The sequence below is a fragment of the Rhizobium bangladeshense genome (assembly GCF_017357245.1).
Taxonomy (GTDB): domain Bacteria; phylum Pseudomonadota; class Alphaproteobacteria; order Rhizobiales; family Rhizobiaceae; genus Rhizobium; species Rhizobium bangladeshense.
On the sequence record NZ_CP071613.1, the window covers coordinates 461,977 to 486,216 of the forward strand.

General features: G+C 61.7%; 22 protein-coding genes. 9 read left to right on the forward strand and 13 right to left on the reverse strand.

Annotated elements, in window-relative coordinates:
• From J2J98_RS23110 to J2J98_RS23120, 3 genes are all read right to left on the reverse strand, one after another.
• Window positions 1-906 carry a carbohydrate ABC transporter permease gene (locus J2J98_RS23110; protein WP_064713089.1) on the reverse strand — a complete coding sequence of 302 codons (906 nt, stop codon included), beginning with the start codon at window positions 904-906 and terminating at the stop codon, window positions 1-3.
• Window positions 907-1,063: 157 nt separating this feature from the next.
• Window positions 1,064-2,374 (reverse strand): ABC transporter substrate-binding protein, encoded by a 1,311-nt coding sequence (locus J2J98_RS23115; RefSeq protein ID WP_064709698.1) that lies wholly within the window; start codon window positions 2,372-2,374, stop codon window positions 1,064-1,066.
• Between the two features lie 351 nt (window positions 2,375-2,725).
• Window positions 2,726-3,364 carry a TetR/AcrR family transcriptional regulator gene (locus J2J98_RS23120; protein WP_171049310.1) on the reverse strand — a complete coding sequence of 213 codons (639 nt, stop codon included), beginning with the start codon at window positions 3,362-3,364 and terminating at the stop codon, window positions 2,726-2,728.
• A gap of 99 nt (window positions 3,365-3,463) precedes the next feature.
• Here J2J98_RS23120 and J2J98_RS23125 point away from each other — a divergent pair, with 99 nt between their 5' ends.
• Genes J2J98_RS23125 through J2J98_RS23140 form a run of 4 tightly spaced genes read left to right on the forward strand, consistent with a single transcriptional unit; the run spans window position 3,464 to window position 7,173 of the window.
• Window positions 3,464-4,660, forward strand: a complete 1,197-nt coding sequence (locus J2J98_RS23125; RefSeq protein ID WP_064709696.1) for a Tm-1-like ATP-binding domain-containing protein — start codon at window positions 3,464-3,466, stop codon at window positions 4,658-4,660.
• Between the two features lie 12 nt (window positions 4,661-4,672).
• A complete protein-coding gene (locus tag J2J98_RS23130; RefSeq protein WP_207603245.1) occupies window positions 4,673-5,515 on the forward strand; it encodes a phosphoenolpyruvate hydrolase family protein in 843 nt (280 codons plus the stop codon).
• A 23-nt stretch (window positions 5,516-5,538) separates the two neighbouring features.
• Entirely contained in the window at window positions 5,539-5,952 is a 414-nt protein-coding gene (locus J2J98_RS23135) for a cupin domain-containing protein (protein WP_138396535.1), read from the forward strand.
• Between the two features lie 30 nt (window positions 5,953-5,982).
• Complete coding sequence (locus J2J98_RS23140; RefSeq protein WP_207603246.1) at window positions 5,983-7,173, forward strand: M24 family metallopeptidase; 1,191 nt, start codon at window positions 5,983-5,985, stop codon at window positions 7,171-7,173.
• A 73-nt stretch (window positions 7,174-7,246) separates the two neighbouring features.
• On the opposite strand, the gene J2J98_RS23145 is transcribed toward J2J98_RS23140, so the two are convergent.
• A complete protein-coding gene (locus J2J98_RS23145; RefSeq protein WP_064693160.1) occupies window positions 7,247-7,840 on the reverse strand; it encodes a DJ-1/PfpI family protein in 594 nt (197 codons plus the stop codon).
• A gap of 54 nt (window positions 7,841-7,894) precedes the next feature.
• Window positions 7,895-8,593 carry a GntR family transcriptional regulator gene (locus J2J98_RS23150; RefSeq protein ID WP_207603247.1) on the reverse strand — a complete coding sequence of 233 codons (699 nt, stop codon included), beginning with the start codon at window positions 8,591-8,593 and terminating at the stop codon, window positions 7,895-7,897.
• Between the two features lie 96 nt (window positions 8,594-8,689).
• Here J2J98_RS23150 and J2J98_RS23155 point away from each other — a divergent pair, with 96 nt between their 5' ends.
• From J2J98_RS23155 to J2J98_RS23170, 4 genes are read left to right on the forward strand one after another with little or no spacing between them, the layout of a single operon-like run.
• The gene (locus tag J2J98_RS23155; protein WP_207603526.1) at window positions 8,690-9,724 is read left to right on the forward strand and encodes an Ldh family oxidoreductase; all 1,035 of its coding nucleotides are present in this window, start codon (window positions 8,690-8,692) and stop codon (window positions 9,722-9,724) included.
• Window positions 9,721-10,950 carry an iron-containing alcohol dehydrogenase gene (locus J2J98_RS23160; RefSeq protein WP_207603248.1) on the forward strand — a complete coding sequence of 410 codons (1,230 nt, stop codon included), beginning with the start codon at window positions 9,721-9,723 and terminating at the stop codon, window positions 10,948-10,950. Before J2J98_RS23155 ends, J2J98_RS23160 begins: the two co-directional genes overlap by 4 nt.
• A 14-nt stretch (window positions 10,951-10,964) precedes the next feature.
• Window positions 10,965-12,452 (forward strand): NAD-dependent succinate-semialdehyde dehydrogenase, encoded by a 1,488-nt coding sequence (locus tag J2J98_RS23165; protein WP_207603249.1) that lies wholly within the window; start codon window positions 10,965-10,967, stop codon window positions 12,450-12,452.
• An 11-nt stretch (window positions 12,453-12,463) separates the two neighbouring features.
• Window positions 12,464-13,330 carry an alpha/beta hydrolase gene (locus J2J98_RS23170; protein WP_207603250.1) on the forward strand — a complete coding sequence of 289 codons (867 nt, stop codon included), beginning with the start codon at window positions 12,464-12,466 and terminating at the stop codon, window positions 13,328-13,330.
• Between the two features lie 93 nt (window positions 13,331-13,423).
• Here the strand turns inward: J2J98_RS23170 and J2J98_RS23175 are convergent, their stop codons facing one another.
• Entirely contained in the window at window positions 13,424-14,749 is a 1,326-nt protein-coding gene (locus J2J98_RS23175; protein ID WP_207603251.1) for an NAD(P)/FAD-dependent oxidoreductase, read from the reverse strand.
• Window positions 14,750-14,984: 235 nt separating this feature from the next.
• On the opposite strand from J2J98_RS23175, the gene J2J98_RS23180 reads away from it, so the two are divergent.
• Entirely contained in the window at window positions 14,985-15,461 is a 477-nt protein-coding gene (locus J2J98_RS23180) for an Lrp/AsnC family transcriptional regulator (protein WP_064709736.1), read from the forward strand.
• A gap of 340 nt (window positions 15,462-15,801) precedes the next feature.
• Here the strand turns inward: J2J98_RS23180 and J2J98_RS23185 are convergent, their stop codons facing one another.
• From J2J98_RS23185 to J2J98_RS23215, 7 genes are all read right to left on the reverse strand, one after another.
• On the reverse strand, window positions 15,802-17,457 hold the full coding sequence (locus tag J2J98_RS23185; protein ID WP_207603252.1) for an ABC transporter ATP-binding protein: 1,656 nt from the start codon (window positions 17,455-17,457) through the stop codon (window positions 15,802-15,804).
• A complete protein-coding gene (locus J2J98_RS23190) occupies window positions 17,454-18,320 on the reverse strand; it encodes an ABC transporter permease (RefSeq protein WP_064709681.1) in 867 nt (288 codons plus the stop codon). The genes J2J98_RS23185 and J2J98_RS23190 overlap by 4 nt, the downstream gene beginning before the upstream one ends.
• Window positions 18,317-19,267, reverse strand: coding sequence for an ABC transporter permease (locus tag J2J98_RS23195; RefSeq protein WP_207603253.1), 951 nt, complete (start codon window positions 19,265-19,267; stop codon window positions 18,317-18,319). The genes J2J98_RS23190 and J2J98_RS23195 overlap by 4 nt, the downstream gene beginning before the upstream one ends.
• Window positions 19,268-19,356: 89 nt before the next feature.
• Window positions 19,357-20,967 (reverse strand): ABC transporter substrate-binding protein, encoded by a 1,611-nt coding sequence (locus J2J98_RS23200; protein WP_207603254.1) that lies wholly within the window; start codon window positions 20,965-20,967, stop codon window positions 19,357-19,359.
• 60 nt (window positions 20,968-21,027) lie between these two features.
• The gene (locus tag J2J98_RS23205; RefSeq protein ID WP_207603255.1) at window positions 21,028-21,741 is read right to left on the reverse strand and encodes an HAD-IA family hydrolase; all 714 of its coding nucleotides are present in this window, start codon (window positions 21,739-21,741) and stop codon (window positions 21,028-21,030) included.
• Window positions 21,742-21,951: 210 nt separating this feature from the next.
• On the reverse strand, window positions 21,952-23,340 hold the full coding sequence (locus J2J98_RS23210) for an aspartate aminotransferase family protein (protein WP_207603256.1): 1,389 nt from the start codon (window positions 23,338-23,340) through the stop codon (window positions 21,952-21,954).
• A 13-nt stretch (window positions 23,341-23,353) separates the two neighbouring features.
• The gene (locus J2J98_RS23215; RefSeq protein ID WP_207603257.1) at window positions 23,354-24,190 is read right to left on the reverse strand and encodes a GNAT family N-acetyltransferase; all 837 of its coding nucleotides are present in this window, start codon (window positions 24,188-24,190) and stop codon (window positions 23,354-23,356) included.
• Window positions 24,191-24,240 lie beyond the last annotated feature (50 nt).

The window sequence follows — 24,240 nt, forward strand, 5'->3', positions numbered from 1 at the left end:
TCAGCGCTCCTTCACTTTGTTGAGGTACTTCACGTAAATGTTGGTGATGGCGAGGATCATGATGAGCACGATGTAGGCCAGTGCGCAGGAGCGCCCCGTCTGCCATTCCTGGAAGGCCATCTTGTAGAGCCGGATGGAGATCACCTCGGTCGTCGGCTGGCTGGTCAGGATGTAGGCCAGGTCGAACGTCTTGAAGGCTTCCATCGTACGGAAGATGATTGCGATCATCAGGATCGGCGCCACAAGCGGCAGCGTGATGCGGAAGAAAGTATAGAATGGTCCTGCCCGATCGATCGCCGCTGCCTCGTAGAGGTGTTTTGGCACGGCAGAAAGACCGGCAAGAGACAGCAGCATCACGAAGGGCGACCACATCCAGATATCGGTGATTGCGACCGCATAGAGCGCCACATCCGGATTCGACAGCCACTCGAAGGAGCCGAGGCCGAGTGTGTAGTTGATGATGCCAAAGGAGGGATCGTAGAGCAGCTTCCAGAAGAGGCCGACCACTGCCATCGAGAGCATCATCGGCAGCAGCAGCAGCGTCGTCAGAAGGCCCTTCAGCGGAATGTCGCGATTGAGCAGCATCGCCGTGCCGAAGCCGACGATCACCTGCCCCGTCACAGAGACGATCACATATTTGGCGGTGATGGCGAAATTCGACCAGATGAAGGGATCGTTCAGCAACTCGCGGTAGTTCTGCAGTCCGACGAACCTGGCCGCCGCGTTCGACGAGGCACGAAAGTCCGTGAAGGAATAGCCGAGCGAATAGATCAGCGGAAAGATGTTGAAGACGATCAAGAACAGGATCGTTGGAATAATAAACAGATTGCGAATGCGGATATCGCTCATGCCGCGGGATGCGGCACGCGATTTCGTGTCGAGTGATGTCATGACTGCGGTGGCCAATCCTCTCCTCCTCCGAGAGTTCGGCGCCGGATGCCGGAAAGGCATCACGATGCGCGAAGTGAATGCCGGGCGCCGCGCCCTCTCGAGCCGCGCCTTTCGGCGCGGGATGCAGAATGAAATGGGAGGGGCGGCACGGCCCCTCCGCTGCTCGCGTTTGCTATTTGTTGCGTCCGTATTTCTTGAACGTGGCGTTCCAGTCCGCTGCCAGAGCGTCGAGCGCTTCCTTCGCCGTGCCCTGGCCGGCGGTGACGAAGGGATAAATGCGCTGGTTCATCTGGATCAGCAGTTCGGCATATTCCGGAGTTGCCCAGAAGTCCTTCACCTTGAACATGGTCTCGTAGAAGGCTTTGTTGTAGGGCGTGGCGTTCTGAAATTCCGGAGATTCAAGCACTTTGGCGCTTGCCGTGTAGCCGCCGAGCTCGGCCCAGCGCTTCTGGGTCTCATCCTTGATGAACCATTCGAGGAATTTCATCGCCTCTTCCTGGTTCTTTGAATAGGAGATGATCGATATCCCTTGCCCACCGAGCGCTGCGAACTGCTCGCCGTTCGGGCCTGCCGGATTGGCAAAGAAGCCGGTAACCTTGGCGTTAGGGTTCGACGCCTCGTTCACCAGAGCCGGGAAGAAGGCGAAATAGTTCATGCTCATCGCCGCCAGGTTCTCGGTGATCGCCTGGTTATTCTCGACGAAGAAGGACTTTGCCCAACCGGGAGGCGTAAAGCCGTAGAGCTCGCGATACAATTCGAGCGCCTTGACGTTCTTCTCCGAGTTGATGATGCCATCAACCTTGTAGTTCTGGTAATCGCCGAGTTCGCCTCCAAACGAGAAGATCGCGTTTTCGACCCCCATGACGAGGCCGTCGTAAGAATTGTCGGTATAGATGGCGATGCCGTAGCGCTTCTGGTCTGGACGGTGGAAGAACTCGGCGATGTCGCGCATTTCCGCCCATGTCTTCGGCGGGGCGAGGTCGTAACCGTATTTGGCCTTGAACGCCTCCATCTCCTTGGGGTCCTCGAACCAGTCCTTGCGGTAGGACCAGCCGACGGCGTCACCTTCTGCGGGGATTGACCAGTACTTCTTCGAGTTCGCCGGATACTCGGAGTAGTACTTCACTGTTGCCGGCGCCATCACCTGAGTCAAATTATGTTTCGTGAAGAATTCGGTCAGATCTACGTAATGTCCTGCTTCTGACGCCGCCCCGATCCATTGGCTGTCGCCGACGACCAGGTCATAGGCTGAACCTTTTGCGTTGAATTCGGTGAAGGCCTTGGTCTGGAAGTCGGCCCATGGTGTGGTCTCGACAGTGACCTTGACGCCGGTTTCAGCCTCGTATTCGTTTGCGAGCTCCTGAAGATAATTTGCCGGGTCCCACTCGGCCCAGAAAATCGTCAGTTCCTGGGCCTGTGCGGACGTTCCGCAGGCCCACATCAATCCGACACCGGCAACGAGACCGGTCATAGTTTTGCGCATAACGTTTCCTCCCATTTATGCACCTTCCCGCGTCGTCGCGGGCCTCCCGATCCGGCTTCTTGATCCTTCTGGGTGGATTTCGTACTGGAGTCCTCCCCGACCCCAGCGCGTTCAGATCTCAAGCCTGAATATTATTCCCTGATCTGGTAGTACCAAACTCCATTACCGTCAAGAGCGACCCTGGAGAGAGCTTTCAACTTCGGCTCTTCTTCCAGACTTCTGGATATATTCCCGCAGCTGCGGCTTACCTGATGCAGTTATGTCGGGCGGCCTCAAATTCCTTGTCGCCAATCCCGGCCATAATGCAGAACAATTACTTCATCTGGTCGAACCAGTTGGCGGCCCGCGATCTCATGCTCTACCCTCCGCCTGCCGTAGCGCGCTGTCGACGAGCGCCTTGGCGGCCCACTCGGCAACAGATTGCGCGCCTTCGGAGGTCAGACCCCAGATATCCTTCAACACGATCAGCACCTCGACGCCGAATACGAGCGAAAGTGCCTGAGCGAGGCGTTCCCGGGCTTCGGGCGGTACGGTGCCCTGCAAGGGCGCCGTAACGCACCTCAGCAGGTCGACCCGGTGGCCGCGCGTGAACAGCGGCTCGTTACCGAGCGTGCCCGCCTGGCGCTGCGCCCACTGGTCCAGCGAGAGTTTCAGCGCCGCCTTAAAGGTGGCCTCAAACTCGTCGATGCGCGGCATCGCTGTCGCCAAAAGGTCGGCGACGCGGGCGCGTGCATCCGGACTGTCGGACGACCAGCCGAGTATCGGCCCCAGAGCCTCATCTACCACGGCATGGACCAGCGCGGCCTGGCTCGGAAAGTAACGGTAGGCGGTCGCCCGCGAGACTTCGGCAGCCTCGGCCACTTCGCTGACCGAGGGAGTAATGCCGGACTGCATGAGCCGCGTTGCCGTTTCGAGCATCAGTTTTCGCGTGCGGGCTCGCGGGCCTCGCTCGGTCCTGGCTGTTTCGTTCTGTTGACGTGAGACATCCATATCATTATGATACGCACGTCTCACAAATTTGCAAGGGCCCATCGCTTTGCTCCAGACGTGGGATATGCTGGGAGGGACCCACCCGGTCGCGGAGGGGAAATGAAGCAGATCTACGTGGTCGGTACGGCCGACACGAAGGGCGAGGAGCTTGCTTATCTCGCCGCTTGCATCGAGGCGGCGGGCGGGGTTGTCGTACGCGTCGACGTCGGCATCCGTGAGGCCCGGACCGCTGTCGATGTGAAGGCCGATACGGTAGCCGCATATCATCCCGACGGTGCTGAAGCCGTCCTTGCCTGTGGGGACCGCGGAAGGGCAGTCGAGGCGATGGGCATTGCCTTCGCGCGCTTTCTCGCGGACTGCCAGGACATTGCCGGCATTATCGGCATCGGCGGAGGCGGGGGCACCTCGATCATTACCGCAGGCATGCGCCAATTGCGGCTCGGCCTGCCAAAGATCATGGTCTCGACGCTCGCCTCCGGCAATGTCGCTCCTTATGTCGATGTTTCCGACATCGTAATGATGCCGTCGGTCACGGACATGGCGGGGCTGAACCGGCTGAGCCGGGTCATCCTTCACAACGCGGCCCAGGCGATTACGGCGATGTCACGCCGTCCGGCTGAGGTGGCGGCATCGAAACCGGCGCTCGGGCTTACCATGTTCGGCGTTACCACAGCTGCCGTATCCGCCATAGTCGAGCGCCTCCGGGCGGACTATGACTGCCTGGTCTTCCATGCTACCGGCACGGGCGGACGCGCGATGGAGAAGCTTGCCGACAGCGGCGTGATCTCAGGCGTGCTCGACATCACGACCACCGAGGTCTGCGACCTGCTTTTCGGAGGCGTCTTGCCTGCCACCCCGGACCGCTTCGACGCGATTGCCCGCACGGGCCTGCCTTATGTCGGTTCGGTCGGTGCGCTCGATATGGTGAACTTCTGGGCTCCGGATACCGTCCCCGAACGCTATGCCGGGCGGCTGTTTTACCGCCACAATCCGAACGTCACCTTGATGCGCACGACGTCGGCCGAATGCGCGCAGATTGGCCGCTGGATCGGCGACAAGCTCAACCTCTGCCACGGCCCCGTCCGCTTCCTCATTCCCGAGAAGGGCGTCTCGGCCCTCGATATCGAAGGCGGTGCGTTCTTCGATCCGCAAGCCGACGCCGCGCTCTTTGCCGCGCTCGAGGCGACGGTGAAGCCGACGGCGTCGCGACGTATTGTTCGACTGCCGCTCCATATCAACGATCCGGATTTCGCAGAAGCCGCCGTCGCGGCCTACCGTGACATCGCCAACCCCTGAGAGACAAAATCGATGCCAGCCATACCGCGCAAAACCATCCTCGAAAAATTTCACGGCATGATCGCAGCCGGCGTGCCGATCGTCGGCGGCGGTGCCGGCACCGGCATCTCCGCCAAGGCCGAGGAGGCAGGCGGCATCGACCTTATCATTATCTACAATTCTGGGCGCTACCGCATGGCGGGACGCGGTTCGGCGGCCGGACTGCTGGCCTACGGCAACGCCAACGAGATCGTGAAGGATATGGCGCTCGAAGTGTTGCCGGTCGTGAAAAAGACGCCGGTGCTCGCCGGCGTCAATGGCACGGATCCGTTCGTGCTGATGCCGCGGTTCCTGGCTGAGCTGAAGGCCATGGGCTTTTCGGGTGTCCAGAACTTCCCCACGATCGGCCTCTTCGATGGCCGGATGCGGCAGAGTTTCGAGGAGACAGGCATGAGCTACAATCTGGAGGTCGAGATGATTGCGACCGCCCACGGGCTCGATCTGCTGACGACGCCCTATATCTTCGACGAGAGCGAGGCTATCGCGATGACCCTTGCCGGCGCCGACATCGTCGTGGCGCATATGGGGGTGACGACCGGCGGCACGATTGGCGCCACATCCGGCAAGTCGCTCGATGACTGCGTCGACGAGATCACCGCGATCGCAAACGCGGCGCGGTCCGTGCGCGACGACGTCATTGTGCTCTGCCACGGCGGTCCCATCTCCATGCCGGAGGACGCGCGCTACATCCTCGAGCGTTGTGCCGGCTGCCATGGCTTCTATGGTGCAAGCTCGATGGAGCGATTGCCGGCAGAGGCGGCAATCCGCAAGCAAACGGAAGATTTCAAGGCGCTCGCCATCGGTGCGGTCGTCTGAGGAAGATCTTGGAGGAGGGGTTCATGGTGAAGGACAATTACTTTATCTATCCGGAGGATGTCAGCGCCTTCGGTTTCGACTGGGGCAAGCTGTCGCTGACCGTGGCGCCCGAAGTCAACGGCGCCAGCCGCTTTTCCGGCGGGGTCGTCGAACTGCCAAGTGGCGAAGGCCATTCCCGTCACAATCATCCGGGCGCGGAGGAAATCATCTTCGTCATTTCCGGCGAGGGCGAGCAGATGGTCGAGGACGAGAGCGGTAATCCGGTGACGCGGAAGGTCACCAGCGGCTGCACGATCTATATTCCTGAAAGTCGCTTTCATTCGACGAAGAACACCGGTGGCGGGCCGATGCTCCTCTTCGTGGTCTACTCACCGGCCGGGCCGGAGCTTGCTCTGCGCGATTTGCCGGACTTCCGTCTGCTGCCGCAGCGCCGGTGAGGCGGGCATCCATTTTGTGGGAGGAAAGCAATGAACGACAATGCAGGGCAGACAAGGCAGGCCGCCGTGGCACCGTTCGATACGGCCAAGCTCGACCGTCTCATGGAGCAAGCCGGTTTCGACGTCATCGTCGCCACCTCCAAACACAACACGCAATATCTCATGGGTGGCTACAAGTTCATCTTCTTTGCCGCCATGGACGCGATCGGGCACAGCCGTTACCTGCCCATAGTCATTTATGAGAAAGGCGCGCCTCATCACTCCGCCTATGTGGGGAACCGCATGGAAGGCTCAGAGCACCAGAACAATCCATTCTGGACGCCCGCGGTGCATACGGCAGCCTGGGGCACGCAGGATGCAGCCGGACTTGCCGTCGAGCACCTGAAGAAAATCGGCAAGGCCGGCGGGCGCATCGGCATCGAGCCGGCCTTCCTTCCATCCGATGCCCGCGATGTCCTTGCCTCTCGGCTGGATGGCGCGCAGTTTGTCGATGCCACACATGTGTTGGAGCGGTTGAGGGCCGTCAAGACGCCGGATGAACTGGCAAAGCTCAGACGCGCCTCCGAGCTGATCACCGACTCGATGCTGGCGACGATCGCTGGCGCCCGCGCTGGTTCGACGAAACTGGAGATCATCGAGCAACTGCGACGGGAGGAAACGAACCGGGGGCTGCACTTCGAATATTGCCTGCTCACGCTCGGCGCCAGTCACAACCGGGCGGGCTCGCCGCAGGCCTGGGTCGAGGGCGAGATCCTGTCGATCGATTCCGGCGGCAACTATCACGGATATATCGGCGACCTCTGCCGTATGGGTATGCTCGGCGAGCCGGATGCGGAGCTGGAGGATCTTCTGGCCGAAATCGAGAGCATCCAGCAAGCGGCCTTTGCCAAGGTCAGGGCAGGGGCTGCGGGCAGTGAAATGATCGTGGCAGCGGAAGCCGAACTCAAGGCCTCGCCGTCGGCGGCCTTCACCGATTTCTTCTGCCATGGCATGGGCCTTATCAGCCACGAAGCGCCTTTCCTCATGACGAACCACCCCGTCGCCTATGAGGGAATCGATGCCGACAAGCCGCTGGAAGCCGGCAGTGTGATCTCGGTCGAGACGACGATGCTTCACCCCAAGCGCGGGTTCATCAAGCTGGAGGATACGCTCGCGATCACTAATGGCGGCTATGAAATGTTCGGCGACCGTGGCCGCGGCTGGAACCGCGGTGGCGTGTGATTGCAAGGCCAGAGGTAATGAAAGGCCCGGCAGATGTCACTGCCGGAGCGTTTCGCGTCTTGGCGCCGTCGTCTCAGGTGTGGCGGATCTCCGTTCCCAGCACCTTCAGGCATTCGCGCATGAAGGCGGCGAGCGCCGTCCAACCCTTGGCCGAGACCATCGTCCCATCGACGTAGGCTTCAGTGGGCGAGAGGTCGATGTAGGTTCCGCCCGCCAGCGTGACCTCGGGTTCGCAGGCCCCAAGCGCACCCACCTTCTTGCCGCGAACGACACCGTCGACCGCTATCAGGATCTGGACCCCGTGGCAGATGGTGAAAATTGGCTTCCTGTACTCATGGAAGTGGCGCACCATCGCCTGCACCCGCTTGTCAGTGCGGATATATTCAGGTCCGCGCCCGCCAGCGCAGTAGACGGCATGATACTGGTCGAGCTGGTCCTCTGCTTCTGAAAACGTCTTGTTGATGGTGACGTTGTGCCCGAGCTTTTCTGTGTAGGTCTGATCCCCTTCGAAATCGTGCAGCGACGTCCGGAGAATGTCGCCGGCCTTCTTGTCCGGGCAAACGACGTGCACCGTGTGCCCGACCGCTTCCATCGCTTGCTGAAAGACGAAGATTTCGTACTCCTCGGTGAAATCGCCGGTGAGCATCAGGATTTTCTTGCCTGCCATGGGTTCTCCTCCTCGTTGTCAGATCGACAGGCACGTCCTTGCCTGCCGTGTGGATCAAATGTCGTCGAACGCCGGCAATAGCCGGTCGCGCGAATGTTCGATATGGATGCGCATTGCATCCGCAGCCGCGCCGGGGTCGCGCGCCGCAAAGGCGTCGAGCAGCGTTTGATGCTCGCCGAGTGCCTCCTCGGTGACACGGCGATGAAACATCAGGCGGAAGATGTGGAAATGCGTGTGCTGGAATGCCAGCATCTCTCGGATCAACTCGTTGCCGGCAAATTCCATGATGCGGTCGTGGAAAATAGCGTCGTTGCGGGCGAAGGTCGAATAGTTCGCCCGCTCGTCCCTGTTGTCGCTACGGGTCATCACCCCTGCTGCCTCCGTCAAGATGGCCAGTTTTTCCTCGTCCATCGCCTGGGCCGCCTTCGCGGCGCCGGCAGGTTCCAGCAGCAGACGAAGTTCATAGAGCTCGTCGAAGCGGTGGCGCGTGATCTGGGGCGCAGCGCGGTAGCCGACGAGATGCTGCTTGACAACCAGACCTTCGCCTTCAAGTCGGCCGAGAGCTTCGCGGATCGGAGTGTGGGAGACGTTGAACTCCCTGACCAGGTTGTCGACGGTGATGCGCGCGCCCGGCGCAATTTTCAACGACATGAGTTGGTTGAAGATCGCCTCGTAGACGTCAACGGCCAGGCTGTTGGCGCGCGGTATCTGTGTCGTTCCCGTTGAAGGTTCTCTGAGTCTCGTCGAAATCATCTGCTGCCTTGCCTCTTGACAGGTTCAATCGCTAGCACGATGCTGCGTTCAAGACAATCCTATATCCTATACGATTTAATATAGGGAGGAAAAATGATGCGAGTTTCCGAAGCGGCAGCCCTCGCGCTTGCCACCCGCCTGCTGGAAGAGCACGGCGCACCGCGTGACCATGCGGCGCTGCAGGCTGGCGTCCTGGTAACGGCCGAAATGAAGGGACACGCCTCGCATGGCCTGTACCGGCTCCCGCGCCTGGTCGAAAGGATCGCGCGCGGTGTCGTCGACCCGCAAACGAAGGGAACGCAGCGCTGGCGGGCGGATGCGGTGCTGGAGGTCGAAGGTTCGGCGGGATTGGGCCCCGTCGTCGCCATGGCCGCGATCGAGCGGCTGGCGCCTCATATTCCTGATCTTGGTATCGGCCTGGTAGCCGTTCGCAATGCGAACCATCTCGGCATGCTCGCGCATTACGTCGAGGCCATCGCTGCGATGGGGTTGGTCGGCATCGCGCTCTCGTCGAGCGAGGCGCTGGTCCATCCCTTCGGCGGTACACGGGCTATGCTCGGCACCAACCCCATCGCCATTGGCGTTCCGACTGCCGAGGACCCTCTCGTACTCGACCTTGCCACCAGCATCGTGCCGATGGGCAGGATCCATCATCACGCGGCGACCGGCAGGCCTATTCCCGAGGGATGGGCGCGCGATGCGGCCGGCAAGCCGACGACCGATCCGAGGCGTGCCAAGGCCGGCGCGATTGCGCCGTTCGGCGGTGCGAAGGGCTATGGCCTCGGCATTGCCATCGAGCTGCTGGTGGCGGCTCTTGCAGGCTCGGCGCTTGCACCTGAAGTGCACGGCACGCTCGATAGCCAGTCGCCATGCAACAAGGGCGACGTTTTCATCTTGATCGAGCCCAGCCTGGCGCCCGGGCTTCCGGCGCAGCTGTCAGCCTATCTCGATGCCGTGCGCGCCTCACCATCCGAGGTGGCTGGCGAACCGATTCGCGTCCCCGGCGATCGCGCCCGCCAGCGGCGTGCGGCCGCCAGCCGCAACGGTTTTGAGATCGACCAGCGCCTCTGGGATGACCTCAACGCGCTTTCCCCCTCCCGCGTTCTGGCCTTCGAGGGACAAAGATCATGAGCCTGTTTGCCGCCTTGAGGCTGCCGCGGGAGATCCTGTTTGGCATCGGCCAGCGCCATGCGCTCGCGAGCGTCGCCAGCAGGACCGGCCGGCGCGCTCTCGTCTGCACGGACGCGCGTTTTGCCGCAACGCCCGTCTTCGCGGAAATGATCGCCGCCGTCGAAGCCGCCGGCATCGCTGTACTGGTCCGTGATCAGACGCTGCCGGACGTGCCGCGCGATACGGTCGCAGTTTGCGTCGAGGCCGCGCGCGCCTTTGAGCCCGATATGGTGATCGGCATCGGCGGTGGCAGCTGCCTCGACATGGCGAAATGCGCCTCGCTGCTTCTTGCTCATGGCGGTGCGCTGGCCGACTACTATGGTGAGTTCAAGGTGCCTGCCCCCGTCCTGCCGGTCATCGCCGTGCCGACGACGGCAGGCACCGGTTCCGAGGTGACGCCGGTTGCGGTCGTTTCCGATCCCGATCGTATCCTGAAGGTTGGCATTTCGAGCCCGTATCTCATCGCCACCGCGGCGATCTGTGATCCGGAACTCACCTTATCCTGCCCGCCCGGGCTTACGGCGGTTGCCGGTGCGGATGCGCTGACGCATGCCATCGAAGCGTTCACGGCGATGCGCCGCCCCGGCGATCCGGAGCTTGCGCAGCAGCATGTCTTTGTCGGCAAGAGCGACCTCTCCGACCAGTTCGCGCTGTATGCTATCCGGCTCCTGAGCCGGAGCTTGGAAAGGGCCTTCAACGACGGTTCGGACATCGACGCGCGCGCCGATGTGATGATGGGCGCGCTCGCAGCCGGCTGCGCCTTCGGGACTGCGGGCACCGCTGCGGCCCATGCGGTGCAATATCCGGTCGGCGCCCTGACCCATACGCCGCATGGGCTCGGGGTGGCGACCATGCTTCCCTATGTGATGACATTTAATCGGCGGGTCGCTGCCGCGGAAATTGCCGCTGTCGGTAGGGCGCTCGGCCTCGATCCCGCCGGAGTGGAGAACGACTTCACACTGGCCGATGCCGCGATCGACGAGGTGAGCCGCCTTTTTGCGGCGATCGGCATTGCGCCGACGCTCGCCAGGCTCGGCCTGCCGGAAGACCGGATTGACTGGGCGGCCGAGCAGGCGCTCGGCATCGGCCGGCTGATCAAGAATAATCCACGTCCCCTCGATCCGGACGCCATGCGCGGCCTGGTTCGGGCCGCTTATGACGGCGACCTGGCCGCTTCCGCACTCTGACCTGGGAAATCATCATGAACGTGAACCAGCATTCGCCGCATCCAGACCACGATCCCTTCGGGCTGAGCGCGTTTTCCCGCGGCCTCTATATTGGCGGCGAGTGGCGGCCTGCAGCGGGCGAGGGACGGATCCAGGTGATCGATCCCTCGACAGAAGCGGTCATTGCCGCCGTGCCGGATGGGACCCTTGCGGATGCGGCAGCGGCCGTCGAGACTGCGGCGAGCGCCGCGGAAAGCTGGCGCGAGACCCCGCCGCGGAAGCGGTCCGAGATCCTGCGCCGCTGCTTCGAACTTATGGTGGAGCGCTCCGAAGCGCTTGCGAGGCTCATTTCGCTCGAGAACGGAAAGGCGTTGCGCGACGCGCGCGGCGAGGTGGCCTATGCAGCGGAGTTCTTTCGGTGGAACGCCGAGGAGGCGGTGCGCATCTCTGGTGAGTTCGGTATCGCCCCGGCCGGTGGAAACCGGATCGTCGTCGATTACCAGCCTATCGGCGTCTGCGTTCTCATCACACCGTGGAATTTCCCCGCCGCGATGGCGACCCGCAAGATCGCGCCAGCCCTTGCCGCAGGCTGCACCGTCATCCTGAAGCCGGCGAGCGAGACGCCGTTGACGGCCTATGCGCTTGCGGCTCTCTACGAGGAGGCTGGCGTGCCGCCGGGCGTGGTGAACGTGATGACAACATCGACGCCTGGTCCCGTCATAGCCGCCATGCTGGCCGACCCGCGGGTGCGAAAACTCTCCTTTACAGGCTCGACGGGGGTCGGCCGCACGCTTCTGGCGGAAGCGGCAAAAAATGTCATCTCCTGCTCCATGGAACTCGGCGGCAACGCGCCATTCATCGTTTTCGAGGACGCGGACATTGACGCAGCGATCGAAGGGCTGATGGTTGCGAAAATGCGCAATGCCGGTGAGGCCTGCACGGCTGCGAACCGCATTTATGTGCAGTCCGGTATCCACGATGCCTTCGCGGAAAAATTTACTCGACGCATGGCCGCCCTCAGCGTCGGTCCGGGCGTAGATCCGGATACCGAGTGCGGTCCGATGATCACACGCAAGGCGGTGGAGAAGATCGACCGCCTTGTTGCGGACGCCACTTCCCGCGGTGCTCGCGCTCTCTGCGGCGGACGAACATTGGCAGGACGGGGCTTTTTCTATCCGCCGACGGTGCTTGTCGATGTTTCCCCGGCCTCTGACATGGGCTGTGAGGAGATTTTCGGCCCCGTCGCGCCGCTCTACCGTTTCGAGAGCGAGGCAGAGGTCATCGCTGCCGCCAACAATACGGAGTATGGTCTCGCCGCCTACATCTATACCCGCGACATTGGTCGTGGAATGCGCGTCGCCTCCAAGGTCGAGGCGGGCATGATCGCGCTCAATCGTGGACTGGTCTCCGATCCCGCTGCCCCCTTTGGCGGCGTGAAGCAGAGCGGCCTCGGACGTGAAGGAGGGCAGCACCACGGTATCACGGAGTTCATGGAAGCCAAGTACATTGCGACAAGTTTCTGAAGGAGGAACCTGTGGCCGCCGATCCGTTTCGCATCCGTGACCATGTCTCAGATTTCGACGAGATTGTCGGCGATATCCGTGCCCGCAGCCTTGCGACGCGGCGCACTGTTACAATGGAAGCCAACATTGCCTATGGGGCTGGACCGGGCGAGACGCTCGACATCTTCCTGCCGAGCGATGCCGGCTCGGACATGCCGATCCACATGTTCATCCATGGTGGCTATTGGCGGATGTTTTCCAAGGAAGACTATTCCTGCGTCGCTGAGACTATCACCGGGGCTGGCGCGGTCGCGGCCATCGTCGATTATTCCTTGATGCCCGGCGTGAGAATGGACGTCCTGGTTGGTCAGGTCCTGAAAGCCAAGGCTTTCCTGCTGGGGCATGCGGATCGTTTTGGCGCCACGCCGAAGCAGTTCTCCGTCAGCGGTCACTCCGCCGGCGCACATCTTGCAACCTTTCTCTTCCATCGCTCGCCAGCGCCTTCGGGCGTGGATGCTGCTTTCCTGCTCGGCGGCCTATATGACCTCGAACCGCTTCAGACCTCCTTCCTCAGTGAGGAGATCGCCTTGAGCGACGAGGAGGTGCGACGGTTTACGCCGATGCGCCGCGAGCACGATCCTGCAACGCGCGTCGCTATCATGACCGGCGACCTGGAAACTGATCCATTCAAAATTCAGGCAAATGCGTTCAGGAAGGTTCTCGCCGCCCAAGGGCTTGAAGTGCGGGAATCGCATGTCGCAGACGGGAACCACATGAGCACGGTGCGTGACCTCGCCGTCGCTGGCACAGCTGTGGCGGGAGTATTGCGCGCCACAATTGCCAATGATGCCGGTGAGGGATCGAAGAGACAACCTAGCCCTGACCGCCGCTTTTCGTGATCGTGGCAGTCGAAGAGTGATGCATCGGCTGCTATGGCAGGTACAAGGTCGTGCCGATCCGCGTCGTCGAACGTCGCGAAGGCTGACCGGGTCCTAGAAATCAGCTACTTTGCCCCAGGCGGACGCTGCGAAGCGGCTGGGATGGTAGGGCCGGGGATCGACAATTGGCTCATCACCCGTGACGATGTCGGCAATCAGATGGCCGGCGCCGGGTCCGATGCCGAAACCGTGGCCGCTGAAACCGGCAGCGAGGATGAATCCGGGAAGGGTGGCGATCTCGCCGATCCCCGGTACACCGTCTGGCGTGCTGTCGATATAGCCCGCCCAGGCCGCCTTGATTTCGGTATTCTTCAAGGCGGGCAGAAGCTTGAGTGCCCGCGAATGCGTGAGGGCAATGGTCGGCTCATCGACGGCCGGGTCGAGAATGCGCATGCGCTCCATTGGCGTCGGCCTGTCGAGCCGCCACCCTGCCAGCGATTCATGGCCCGAGCGAACTCCCTCCAATCCGCCGGGCGCCAGACTCCGCCAGCGCCGGGCAAACATCGGCAGGAACTGCGGCGCGAAACGAAACTGCTGGGCGGTGGGGTCGACGCGGCCGCGGCCGCTGATCGCGAGCGTGTAACCGCAGTCGCCGCGGCGTGTCACGGAAACTGCCGATGTGTGCAGGGCATCGGGCAACCCGTTCGCACCTGGTGAAACCGCGAGGATCGACGAGCGGATGGAGGCTTGCGGAAATCGGATGCCGAGCTGGCGGCAGAAGGAGGAGGCCCAGGCGCCGCCGGCCAGGATCGCCACTTTTGTTCGGATGGTGCCATGCTCGGTGACGACACCTGAAACTCTGCCGCCTTCAACGTCGACGCCGCGGGCCGCACAGGACTGATGCACCGTACCGCCGAGCTTCAGGATCGCACGCGCGGCGGCAGGCGCGGCGTTTGCAGGATCGGCCGTGCCGTCCGTCGGCGAAAAGACTCCGCCTTTCCACGGGGCGCCGGTGGCCCGCCCGCGTTCCGTTGCCTCTGCGCCGCTCAGCATATGGGTGGTAACGCCGACCGATCGGGCGAAATCGCGCCAGCGAGCCCAGCCGGAAAGTTCCTCCTCGCTATTACTGAGATAGAGGAGACCGCAGCGGCGGAAGCCGGTGTCCTCGCCGGTCTCAGTGGCGAAGCGCTCCCACAGATCGAGGCTCTTCGTCGACATCGGCAATTCCCGGGCGTCGCGGTTTTGCTGGCGGCACCAGCCCCAGTTGCGGCTCGATTGCTCCGCACCGACAAGGCCTTTCTCGACGAGGGCGACCTTCAACCCGCGCCTGGCCAGATAATAGGCCGCGAAAACGCCGACGATGCCGCCGCCGATCACGACCGCATCGGCGGTAGCGGGCAGTTGCAGTGTCGTGTCGACGCGAGTGAGCGGTGCGGGCATGGCATGGTCTCCGTGTCAGGCCAGTCTAGCGGATCCGCCGCCGCGACTTTGCCGGAGTTCATGCAGCGACAGCAGAAGATTCCGTCTTGGCGGCAGGCCGGCAGCCATTTGTGCTTCTGCATATCCTCCAACCCGGTCGACACCCCCCTTTGATGTGTTAAGCTCGACGTTGAAAGGAAGCAGCATAATATGCTGCGTCATTGGCGATCTCGAGCAAGCGAAGGCGCGCGTGATGATGAAACTCGACCGGATCGACATAAAAATTCTCTACGAACTGCAGAAGAATGGCCGCGTCACGAATGTGGAACTCGCCGAGCTGGTCAATCTGTCGCCGAGCCCGTGTCTGATGCGGGTGAAGAAGCTGCAGTCGGAAGGTTATATCGAAGGCTATTCTGCTCAGATCAATGTCAGTAAACTCGGCCAGACACTGACCGTGTTCACCGAGATCACGTTGAAGAACCATCGGCAGATCGACTTCGCCCGCTTCCTGGCGGCGATCGAGAAGGTCGACCAAGTGATCGAATGCCATCTGGTTTCTGGCGGCTACGATTATCTGCTGAAATTTGTCACGGCCGGCATCGACGAGTATCAGACGATCATGGAGCGGCTGACCGACCTGGACGTCGGCATCGACAAATATTTCAGCTTCGTCGTCCTGAAATCGCCGATCATCAAAGCCCACATGCCGCTGACCACATTGTTCCCGCATTAGAGCTGTTCCAGCAAAATGGCATAGCGGTTGTGCATCTTTCATCGGTGCTGCGCGGATAGCGGTTCTCTCTGTCGCAGGTTGTTCCACCTATAACTGTAAGCTTCCTACTGGTTGGAACGACTTGCGACAATTCTCATCCTTGCCTTCCAGAGCCCTGTTGGCTGCCACTTGCCGGGGTTCTGCCGTGGAGTCGAGGCTTTCCAGCGCGACCCGACCCGGTGCGCGCTCGATCTGACAAACCCTTGCTCGGGTTTCAAGGAACGCAGGTCAGTAAGCACAGAACGACTGCGTGATCCCTGAGGCAAATCCGTGCCAAGAATTTTCGCAGTGGAACCGGCACTCAGTGCCGGCAATAGGTCCGCACCAGTTCCGGATCCTGCTGGAGCCCGTCGAGCCAAGCCGGATCGAGCGTTGGCACCGATGAAAAGAGCAGTTGAGAATAGGGGTGTTGCGGCGTCTTCACCGTCGAGGAGGTGATTTCCTCGACCTTGCGGCCTCCGTACATCACAACGATTTCGTCGCAGATCGCCTCCACCACCGAGAGGTCGTGGCTGATGAAGATGTAGGAGAGGCCGAGTTCGCGTTGCAACTCCTTGAGCAGATCGATGACTGCGGCGGCGACCACCGTGTCGAGCGCCGAGGTAATCTCGTCGCAGAGGATCAGCTTCGGATCGGCGGCAAGGGCGCGGGCGAAGTTGACACGCTGCTTCTGCCCGCCCGAGAGTTCGCCAGGCCGGCGATGGCGCAGGTTGCGGGGCAGGTGCACCATGTCGAGCAATTGATCGATCCGGGCGCTCCGTGCCTTTCGATCCATGCCGTGGTAAAAGACCAGCGGCCTGGCCAGGATGTCCTCGACAGATTTCGCCGGGTTGAGCGCGGTATCGGCATATTGGAAAACGATCTGCATTTCGCGCAACTGCTCACGTGAGCGCTCACGCGCGCTGCTGCGCAATTCCGTGCCGTCGAAGACGATCTTGCCGACTGCGGCCGGCAGTATCCCGGCGATGGTGCGAGCAAGCGTCGACTTGCCGCAACCGGATTCCCCGATGATGCCGAGATTGCGCCCTCTTTCCACTATCAGGCTTACGTGTTCGACCGCACGAACGAGGGGAAGTCCGTCAGCCTGGCGCTGCCCATAGCCAGCGACGACGTCCTCGATCTTCAGGAGCGGCGCCGTCGCGTTCTCTGCAGGACTTGCCGCGCCTCGCGGTTTCGGTTCGAAGGCTGCGAGCAATTGCCGGGTATAGGGGTGCTTCGCATCGTTGAGGATTTCTTCGGTTGTGCCGGTTTCCTGGGTCTCCCCGTCTTTCAACACCACGATGCGGTCGGCGATTTGTGCGACGACGGCGAGGTCGTGCGAGACATAGACGCCTGATATGCCGCCTTTCTTCATGACCGATTTGAAAGCACGCAGGACTTCGATCTGGGTCGTCACGTCAAGCGCGGTCGTCGGCTCGTCGAAGATGACAAGCGTCGGGTCGCCGATGAGCGCCATGGCGGCAGCCAGACGCTGCAGCTGTCCGCCGGAAACCTGGTGCGGATAACGGCTGCCGATCGTTTCCGGTTCGGGCAGGGACAGCGCCCGGAAGAGTTCGATCGCCCGGATTCGGGCATCTTCCGGCGACATCAGCTGATGAATACGCGTGACCTCGATCACCTGATCCATGATCGATGTGGCAGGGTTGAAGGCGGCTGCGGCCGATTGCGGCACGTAAGCGACCTGGGTGCCGCGTAGTTTGGCGCGCTGCTTTTCGCTGAGCGCAACCATATCCTTGCCGCTGACCGAAACACTGCCCGCGGAAATGCGACAGCCCGGGCGGGTATGGCCCATGAGGGTCAGGGCGATCGTGGTTTTGCCCGAGCCGCTCTCGCCGATCAACGCGACGATCTCGCCCTCGGCAATATCGAGACTGACGCCTTTGATGATCTCGACACGTCGGCCGGAATCGGTGGTTGCTTCGACCTTGAGGTCACGGATTTCTATGAAGTTGCTCATGACTCGCTCCGGTCGCGGATCTTCTGCGGCAGGTTGTCGATCAGCAAGTTGACGCTGATCGTGAGGCTGGCGATGGCAAATGAGGGAAACATCACCGCCGGCGCGCCGAATGGCAGGCCGCCGACGTTCTCGCGCACGAGTGCCCCCCAATCGGCATAGGGCGGCTGGACGCCGAGGCCAAGGAAGGACAATCCAGACAGCAGCAGAACGATGAAGACAAAACGAATGCCGAGGTCGGCAAGCACCGGCCCGACGATGTTGGGGAGGATCTCCGAGCGAATGAGATAGAGGGTACTTTCACCGCGGATGCGCGCAACCGTGATGAAATCCATTGCATTGATGTTGACGGCAAGCGCCCGGGCGAAACGGTAGGCGCCGGGGATGTAGATCACCGACAGCGTCATGATCAGCACCGGGACGGAGGAGCCGACGGCAGCCACGACCACTAGTCCGAACAGCTTGCTCGGGATGGAGTTGAGTGCGTCGAGGAACCGGCTGAGGATTGTATCGAGCCAACCGCCGGCGACCGCTGCGATCATGCCGAGCACCACGCCGCTGAAGCAGGCGATCGTGACCGCCGCCAGCGAGATGCCGACCGTATAGCGCGCACCCATCAGAATCCGCGAGAGCATGTCGCGGCCGAGATAATCGGAGCCGAGCCAGAGTTCACGGCTCATCGGGCCGAAATAGTCGAGATCGACAATCTCGCCGACCGGATAGGGGATGATCAACGGTGCAAAGATTGCCACGAGCGCCCACGAGAGGATGATGGCAAGGCCGATCGCGCCGACGATGTTGAAGCGATAGCCAAACCGGGTTCCGGACAGCCGGCCGGAGGCGGTTTCGGAATGGGACATGGTCATCGTAGCCTCGGGTTTGAAAGGATGGCGATGATATCGGCGATGGTGATCAGGAGCAGGTAGCCAAGGCAGAAGATCATCGCGCAGCTCTGGATCAGCGGCAGATCACGCGTGGCGACGCCATCCAGCATCAGCTTGGCGATACCGGGATAGTTGAAAATGGTCTCGACGATGATGACGCCTCCGAGCAGATAGGAAAGCGACAGCGCAACCGCATTGACGATGGGGCCGAGCGCATTCGGCAGCGCATGGCGAAAGACGATGCGCGGCCGGGAGGCACCCTTGAGCAATGCCATCTCAACATAGGGCGTGTTGAGCGTCTCGATAACAGCCGCGCGCGTCATCCGGATCATCTGGGCGGAGACGACGAAGGTGAGGGTGATCACGGGCATGGCATAGACACGCAACAGGTCGGCCAGACTGTGAACTTCATTTGCGAATGATAGGGCCGGCAGCCATTTCAGATAGACGGCGAAGATGAGCGCGGCAGAGGTCGCGACCATGAATTCCGGTACGGAAATGACGCCGATGGTGATCACGGTGACGATCCGATCATAAAGGGTGCCGCGCAGCATTGCCGCAGTGATCCCGAGCGTGAGCGCGATCGGCACGGAGAAAAGCGCGGTGACGCCGGCAAGTTTCAGCGTGTTGACGAAGCGGCCGGCTATGAGAGCAGCGATCGGCATTTCATTGGCATAGGACGTGCCGAGGTCGCCTTGCAGCAGCCCGACGGACCAGCGAAGGAAACGAAAAAGCGCCGGTTCGTCGAGATGCATGGCTTTGCGCAAGCCTTCCACGGCTTCCGGCGTGGCGGCCTGTCCGAGCAGGATCGTCGCCGTATCTCCGGGCAACAGCGTTGTCGCGAAGAAGACGGCGAAGGAGACGATCACCAGGGTGACCATGGCGACGAACAATCTGCCCACTACAAGGGATAAGACCTGGCGGTTCACGGGCGTCTTCCCTCTGCGTTCGAGTTGAGTTGCATCAATGCAGATGGAGGAGCTGGGGCGCGGCTGCTGCCCCAGTCTCCTTTGCTCTATCAGGCTTCAAGCCAGACATATTCGGCAAAAGCATATCCCATCTGGCCACCGAGCGGGTTTGCTTCCAGGCCCTTCAGCTTGGCCGTTGTGGCATCGACGTTCGAGATATAGGCCGGAATGATAGTACCGGCTTCTTGAGCGACCATGCCCTGCATCTCGTTGTAAATCAGCTTGCGCTTGTCTTGATCGAGAGAGCCGCGCGCCTCGATGAGCATCTTGTCGAACTTCTCCGACTTGTATTGGCTTTCGTTCCACGGAGCGTCCGAGGTGTAGAGGAGGGAGAAGAGGATATCAGGGGTCGGCCGCGGGTTGATATTGCCGAAGTGGATCGGCGCCTTGAGCCAGTAATTGTCCCAGTAGCCATCGGATGGCACTCGCTCGACATCGAGCTTCATGCCGATTTCGGCACCGGCGGCCTGGATGATCATGGCCATGTCGATCGACGAGTTCGCCGCATCGGAGGCGACGATCGGAATGGCTTGCCCGAGGACGCCAGCCTTTTCGAAGTGGAACTTGGCCTTTTCCGGATCAAAAGCCCGCGGCTTCAGCTCTGCATTGTGATAGAAGTTTGCGGGGGAAACTGGTTGATCATTGCCGACCTCGCCGAGACCACGCAGCGCCGATTTGACGATCTGCTCGCGGTTGACGAGATATTTCATGCCTTCGATGAAATCCCGCTTGTTGCCAGGCTCCATGTCCAATCGCATGTTCAGATTGGTGTAATTTCCTGATGTTGACTTCGATAATGTAAATCCGTCGCCCTGGGCCTCGACGAGGCGCATGGAGCGGGGATTGATCGTTGCCGCGAGATGGATATCGCCGGCAAGCAGCGCGTTGACGCGGGCGTTGTCGTCGCTGATCGCGAAATATTCGAAGGAATCGACGTTCGGGCCGGATTTCCAGTAGTTCTTGTTCTTGACCCCGACCGAGCGCACGCCCGGTTCGAAGACCTCCTTGACGAAAGCGCCGGTGCCATTGGCCTTGGTGAAATCGGTCGTGCCATCGGCGACGATCATGAAGTGATGCATCGCAAGAATGGTCGGCAGGTCGGCATTCGGATTGGCGAGCGTAATCTCGACGGTCTGCTTGTCGACCGCCTTGAAGCCTGTCATCTGTGCGGCGATTTTAGCGACTTTCGAGCCGACCGAAGGGTCGAGATGACGTTTCAGCGAAAACACCACGTCCTCGGCGGTTAGAGGCTTGCCGTCATGGAAGGTGACGCCGCTCTTCAGCTTGACCGTCCAGGTCTTCGCATCCTTGCTCTCGATCGCTTCGGCAAGCTCCATCTGCGGTGTGCCGCTCTTGTCGAGGAAGGTTAGGCGGTTATAGAAGGAGCAGCAACGGACATAGTCAGTGGAAAGCGACGCCTTGGCGGGGTCGAGCGTATCGGCGGTCGAGGATGACCAGCCGGCCGCCTTGAGCGCCCCGCCGGAAACCGGCGCAGCGGCGAGCGCCTTGCCGGCACGGCCGAGCACAAGCCCGCCGGCGGACATGGCCACGCCGCCCGCGAGCATCATATGCAGCAACTCGCGGCGGGTGGCGCCACGACGGATGGCGCTTTCGACCATGGCGTCGTCGGACCTGGTCCAATTGGTGATCTTGTCGTTCATTTCATTCCCCTTTTCTTCTGTGGCGGGCGGCCGCGCTGGCGAGCCCGATCCGGTTTTAAGTCAGGCTCGCGCGGCGGCTACGGCCTCGGCGAGGGCTGCCATCGACGTGAAATGATAGTCGGGTGCGGTGAATTCCGCCGGCTCGATCGTGCCGCCGTAGCCCTTCTCGGCATGCCGCCGCTCGATCCAGCAATTGGTCAGCCCAAGTTTCCTGGAGATCCCGATATCGTGGTACTGGCTCTGGGCGACGTGCAGGATGTCGTCTTTTGAATGTCCTTCAGAGGCAACGTGGTCAAACACCTTCTCGAAGAAGGCGGGATCGGGCTTCTCGGTCTTCGTGTCATCCGCGGTGAAGGCGGCATAAAAGGGATTGCCCAGTTCCTTTTCGAAGAAGTCGAATGCCCAGCGGCGCGCGTTGGTCATCGCCACAAGGCGGTAATCTTTGGCAAGACTTGCCAGCGCTGCGGCGCTGTCTGCAAACCCCCTCCAGCTCTTGGCCGAGTCCCGCAGCCGCTCGCCGTATTTTTGATCGACGGGCAGGCCCAGGTCGGGCGCGATCGCGAGATAGACGCGAACGAGGTCGTCCGGAAAGAGCTCGGCGTCTTCGGAGTAGCGGGCCGCGCGGTAAAGAGTGAGAGCCTGCTCGCCGTCGATTTTGCAGCCCACCTCGCCAGCGATCTCGGCAAGGCAGGCCTTGAGGCCGCACTCGAAATCGATGAGTGTGCCGACGACGTCGAAGGTCAGGTATTTGAATTCCGAAAGGCTCTTGCTCACGTGAATTCCCCAGTGTTCGGCTCCAATCGGAGCGCGGCTTCTCGAAGAAGAATTTTCTGTTCCGCCGGCGGGCGCATTGTCCCGCTCTTGTCTGGAAGACCCGCATCCGTCGGGTTCCAGGTCTTTTCTTGATTTCAGTTTGTCACCTGTACCGCGCCGGATTCGCCGAAATGGCGGCATGGAGCGGCAGAAAATACCGAATCTGACCGTTTAGCGGTATTCTCGGGCCTGCAGCGCCCGACGCACATCCGGGTCCTCCAGCGTCTCGTCCAGTGTCATGCGCGTGCGGTCGACGATCGCATCAATCTCCGTTTCAGTGCAGCAGAGCGGCGGGGCATAGCCAAGCACACCATTGCCGAACGCGCGGATAATCAGGCCGTTTTCCCAGGCACGATCTAAGATCCGGCGGGCGGGTTCGGCGGATGCCGGCAGCGGCGTTTTGTTCACCTTGTCGACTACAAGCTCGACGGCGGCAAGCATGCCGCGGCCGCGGACATCCCCGACAAGCGGATGATCCCTCAGCCCCTCCAGACCCTCCATCAGCCGCGCACCCGCCCTGACGCCATTGTCCAGAAGGCCGCTTTCATAAAGCTTCAGGACTTCGAGGCCGACCGCGGCGCTGACGGGATGGGCCGAATAGGTGTAACCATGGCCGACTGCGGCAGCACCAGCGCCTTCGGCGATCGTTTCATAGACGTGATCGGACATCAGAACGGCGCCCATGGGGACGTAGCCGGAGGTGAGGCCCTTGGCTGTCGTCAAAAGATCCGGCACAATCCCTTCCTCGCTGCAGGCAAAAAGCGGCCCGGTGCGGCCAAAGCCGGTGATCACCTCATCCGCCACGAAAAGGATATCGTGCTCGCGGCAGAATTCGCGCATCGCCTTAACCCAGCCTTTCGGCGGCACGAGCACGCCGCCCGAACCCTGAATCGGTTCGGCGTAGAAGGCCGCGACGCGCTCCGGCCCGATCGTCTCGACCTTGCTTTTCAGCGCCGCGAGCGATGCATCGATGATCGCCTGCGGATCGTCGCCGACCGGGTTGCGGTAAGCATAATGAGACGGGATCTTATGCTGCCAGTCGAAGGGCAGGCCGAAGCCGGCATGGAAGGCGGGCAAGGCGGTCAAGCCGGCACCCACCGTCGAGGAGCCGTGATAGCCCTGTTCGACCGAGATGAACTGATCGCGCTCCGGTCGTCCTCGGGCATTCCAGTAGTAGCGGATGAACCGGATCGTGGTGTCTATGGCGTCGGAGCCCCCGAGTGTGAAGTAGACATGGTTCAAATCACCAGGCGCCCTATCGGCAAGTTCCCCAGCGAGCCGGATCGCAGGCTCGGAGCCGAGGCCGAAATAGGCCGTTGCGTAGGGAAGCTCACGCATTTGCCGGGCCGCCGCCTCGACGATGCTCTCATGGCCATAACCGGCATTGACGCACCAGAGACCGGCGAAACCGTCGATGAGCTGTTTGCCCGAGGCGTCGGTGACCGTTGCTCCCTTGGCCGAGGCCAGCACGCGCACGCCATGCTTTTCATGACTGCGATAGGATGCGACGGGATGAATGAGGTGGGCGCGATCGAGTTCGATGAGCGAGTTGCTGTACATGGGGATCTCCGGGTCAGCCGAGCGCCTGGCTGGCAAGGGCAAAGGTGGTGGCGGTCCGGGCGGCGACGTCGCCGGCCGATGATGTTCTCATAGCGATGCCACCGCCGACATGGGCGAGCCCCTGTGTGGCCAGCCATGGGGACAGTCCGGTTTCGGCAGTCGTATCCACCCTGAGGAACCTTCCTGGCCGAACGGCGATGTGATGCTCGATGAGTTTCCTGGCGTCCTCGATGTCCGCGGCGACCACCGGTCCGATCACCTCGCCGCGACCGAAGGAACGCAGGCATGCGAATCCCGAAACGCCGCCGTCGCGGCGAATAACGGCGAATTCGCCGACCCTTGCAAGATAGGAGAGCAGCCCTTCGCGGTCGGCACCGAAGGCAAGGCGGTCGAGCGCCATGATGGCGTTGAGATCACCCACGGTGGCGGTTTGCGTGCCAGTCGGCGCGCCGATGCCTCCGGCAAAGCCTTGGTGCTGCAGCACGGTCCCGCATTCGTGGAAGCCGAGCTTTTGGTAGAGCGGCAGGCCTGCGGTTGTCGCGACCAGCCGCAGCGGCCGGTCGCCCGCGATCCGCAAAGCCGCATCCATCAGGCTGCGGCCGAGGCCGCGGCCGCGCATCGTTTCGTCGACGATGACCATGTTGATGGTCGCACAATCGTCTTTGTAAGGTGTGACGAGGACGGTGCCGACGACCCTGTCGTCCTCGATCGCGACCATACCTTCGCTCAAGGCCAGGGCCATCTGCCAGTCCTCCGGCCGATGCGGCCAGCCCGCCTGTCTGGAGAGCGCAACGGCGGCTTCCAGATGGTCGGGGCTGAACGGGGCGATTTCGATCTGACGTGTTTGCATCGGGCCGTCCTTCATATCGTGCCCACAAGTCTGCCGGAGCCCCGGCGGGC